The sequence below is a fragment of the Actinomyces sp. ICM58 genome (assembly GCF_000283035.1).
In the GTDB taxonomy this organism is placed as follows: domain Bacteria; phylum Actinomycetota; class Actinomycetes; order Actinomycetales; family Actinomycetaceae; genus Pauljensenia.
In genome coordinates, this window is sequence record NZ_ALIY01000023.1 from 1 (window position 1) to 2,469 (window position 2,469).

General features: G+C 67.4%; 1 protein-coding gene. It reads left to right on the top strand.

Going from position 1 to position 2,469, the window contains the following annotated elements; genetic code table 11:
• Positions 1–2,469, top strand: a 2,469-nt coding sequence (locus HMPREF1138_RS11195) for a SpaA isopeptide-forming pilin-related protein (RefSeq protein WP_009055530.1), incomplete at both ends; no start/stop codon positions are given.

Here is a 2,469-nt window from a genome sequence, read left to right on the forward strand (position 1 = left end):
CCAGCCTCGCCCTGGCCGGCCTCGTGAGCATGCCCGGAGCCGCCCGCGCCGAGGCACCCCTCGAAACCCCCGGCGCCGATGCCATCACCGTCAACCGCTCGCAAGGGCGCATCGGGGCCACCGTCCTCAACGACTCCGGCACGGACCGCACCACCGTCGTCGCCGACAACTCCTACTTCGGTATCGTGCCCGGCATGACGGTCTACAACTCCTCCGACCCCAACCAGCGCTCCCTCGCATACCGCGGCGGATACTCCCAGGACTGGCTCGACGCGAACACGGCGGCGAGCGGCGACTACTGGTCCTACGTCACCCGCGGCGTCGCCTGGGACTATCACATGGCCGCCTACTACCAGTACCCCTACGACGGTGAATACACGCCGAACGCGATCTCGACCTCGACGACGAGCGCCCTCGGCTACAAGCCGAACAACCCGGGGACAGTCCCCCTCAACAACACCTTCCTGATCGGCGCCGTGCGCCACAACAACTACCCCATCTACTCCCAGATCCACTGGGTGCACTCCTCCTTCGATATTCGCATCGGCGATCTCGAGGAGTCCTTCCCCTTCGACCAGCACGAGACGACGAACGACACGGATACGACGGCCGTGCGGCGCAAGGGAGGTCCCTACAAGTGGGTCTCCCGTGCCTCTGCGCCGCGTACCTGCCCGTCGACTGCTCCCTACTATGCGCTTGCCCGATCCGATGGCAAGTGGCATTGCTTCCAGAAAGTCGCTGAAGGAAAAGGGAATTACGACATCTACACGGATCAGCCCCAGTACTACCCGGGTTCGGCAGGCAAGCCCGACCAGACCCCCGACTCGGATGACGTCCTGACGATAACCAAGACCACCTCGGACCAGACGATCACCGTCAACGGGATCCCCTACCGACTCGTCCTCTACGGATTCGTGCCCAACGCGGACGGCAACTGCCCCGCCACCCCGCCCGCTGGCTCGACTCCGGTCTCGAGCTTCACGACCAAGGAAAGCCAGGCGTCCTTCGGCTGCCTCTACGGCTCCTTCAGCCAGGAACGCTACGTGCGTGTCGCGAAAGCGGTCACCGAGGACTCCGAGCAGGTAGGCGACGCGATCCCCCCGTTCACCTTCACGACGATGGGCCTGGGTGACTGGGCCGCGCCCACGGGAACCCCGCTCACCACGAGCGTGACTGCCGACGGCTTCGTCGGATGGAACTCCTTCGAGGACGCGAACCTGACCCCGACCGCATACGGCGAGGCCGGGGCGGTCACCTCCGGATACAGGGCCTTCATGCCGGGCTTCTCTCAGTTCATCATCGCCGAGACCGGCCCGCGCATCGCCGGTAGGTTCCCCCTGGATTTTGGTGCGCAGGGCCGTTTCGGCCCCTGGAAGGTCAGTGATGACCCGAACTCCGCGCAGTGGAGCCTCGTCGACGTGACGTGCCTGAACGGCGTGGGCGAGCGGGTGAACGTCACTCGCGACGCTGATACGGGCGGCGTGGACTTCTCCCAGGTCGCCCCGGCCTCGTCGCCTGCGGCCCTGCCGATCACCTGTACCTTCACCAACCGCGAGCAGGCCCCCAAGCTGCGCATTCAGAAGGACCTCGAATCGGTCGAGGGCGCGACGACGGACGACATCACCGTCACCTACCGCATCACGGCCACGAACGACGGCGCCCTCGCGGGCACCACCGGACGCCTAACGGACACGCCGAACTTCGCGCCGGGCCTGTCCGTTCGCTCCGCGGCCGTCGCGACCAGCCTCGACGCGCTTGCCAGCGCGACCGAGCAGGGCGCCGCCTCCTCGTATGTCCTCACCGAGGGTGTCACCATCGAGCCGGGCGCCTCCTCCACGTGGTACATCCGCATGAAGGTCATGCGCGATATGAGCGCCCCCGGGTACTCCGAGGCCCTCCTCGAGTGTGCCTCGTCGAACGATCGCCTCACCCCGGGACGAGGCCTCTACAACGCGGTGACGGGCACCTACGATCACGACGGTGAGGCCAACAACGAGGCCTGCGCCCCCGCGCGCCCCCGACCGATCCGCATCGAAAAGGCCGGCACACAGCCGGTCGGCACTCCGAACGACGACGGCACGTATCCGCTCGACGGCGCGGCCTTCGCGATCTACGACAACGAGGCCCTGGCGGGGGACCCGGTCTCCGTCCTCGATGGTGGGTCGCGCTTCGTGACCGCGCCCCTGGAGACAGGCAAGAACTACTGGCTCGTGGAGACCCGCGCGCCCATCGGGCATGCGCTCCTGCCTCGTCCCGTCGCCTTCCACATCGAGGCTGGCACGGATGCTGACGCCACGACCGTCATCAAGACGGACTTCGGCGCCGACGAGGGCTTCAGCTCCGTGCGCGTGCTGCCCGCTTCGGGCAGCCTGCCCGGCGCGGATCGCACCCCCGGCATCCGCGTCGTCGACACGCAGGTCGGCACCCTGCCCAAGGCCGGATCCGTCGGCGTCTACCCGCAGCTCGCTG